This is a genomic window from Bacillus sp. JJ783 (genome assembly GCF_036963225.1).
Taxonomy (GTDB): domain Bacteria; phylum Bacillota; class Bacilli; order Bacillales; family Bacillaceae_G; genus Bacillus_A; species Bacillus_A cereus_U.
Genome location: NZ_JBALMG010000070.1, coordinates 26,992 through 27,343 on the forward strand (window position 1 = coordinate 26,992; position 352 = coordinate 27,343).

The following is a 352-nucleotide window of genomic DNA, read 5'->3' on the forward strand; positions in this document are numbered from 1 at the left end:
GCAATCGCAAAATTAATAATTGCACGACTTATTTTATGATCTTTATCTTGCATCCATCTTTGCTCTTTATCATCCAATCGCCGAATGGCATTCACTTTTTTGTCTTTTCCTAACTTCTTACGAACACTACGAAACTTACGCTTCCTATATTTGTTTTTCCTACCATTTCCAAAGAAACGAACCTTATCATCATCTGTGATTGCTACCGCGGGGACCTTGAGACCTAAGTCCACTCCTAAAATTTTCATTCCTGTCCTTTTATTGATAGAAAGTGTGACAGATATTTGGGCTATCCACTTATTCGATTTTTTTATGATGCGAAGTGTACCTAATTTATGTTTTAACAGATTCA

The 352-nt window shown here is 35.5% G+C and carries 1 pseudogene; it reads right to left on the reverse strand.

What is annotated here, in order from left to right:
• Positions 1-352, reverse strand: a pseudogene (locus V7038_RS15670) (RNA-guided endonuclease TnpB family protein); the annotation flags it as partial.